The sequence below is a fragment of the Vibrio sp. Y176 genome, from assembly GCF_033438945.1.
Window position 1 is genome coordinate 1 of the sequence record NZ_JAWOQS010000749.1, and the last position, 619, is coordinate 619.

General features: G+C 47.3%; 1 protein-coding gene. It reads right to left on the reverse strand.

Annotated elements, in window-relative coordinates:
* Positions 1-619, reverse strand: a 619-nt coding sequence (kdsB, locus tag R7O13_RS28435) for a 3-deoxy-manno-octulosonate cytidylyltransferase (RefSeq protein ID WP_318305399.1), incomplete at both ends; no start/stop codon positions are given.

The following is a 619-nucleotide window of genomic DNA, read 5'->3' on the forward strand; positions in this document are numbered from 1 at the left end:
GATTTTCTCGCCGTACCAAAGCACTCGTAATTGCTCTAGGCCTTCAATTTGCTCTAGGGCACTTGGCGCCCAGTTTACGGAAGTATTAATGAAACCTGCGCGGTATGCATAGATACCGATGTGACGCATCAATGGATTCACGATAGCTTTGTCTTGCTTAGCGAAGTTATCACGATCCCAAGGAATTGTTGCTCGGCTAAAGTACATGGCATAACCACGCTCATCAGCAACGACTTTTACGGCATTTGGGTTAAAGACTTCATCTTCAGATTCAATTTCAACCGCCAACGTAGCCATAGGCGCATCACTAGCGGCTAAGTTATCTGCGACTTGGCGGATGATAACTGGTGGTAGCAAAGGCTCATCACCGTGAACGTTCACAATAATGTGGTCAGCAGGAATGGCCATTTTCTCTACCACTTCCGCTAAACGCTCTGTACCAGATTCGTGGTTTGGCGAAGTCATACAAACTTTGCCACCGAATTGCTCAACCGCCGCAGAAACTCGCTCATCGTCAGTAGCAATGATCACGTCATCAGCGCCAGCTTGCATTGCTTGTTCGTAAACCCATTGCACCATTGGTTTACCACCGATATCAGCCAGTGGTTTACCTGGTAAA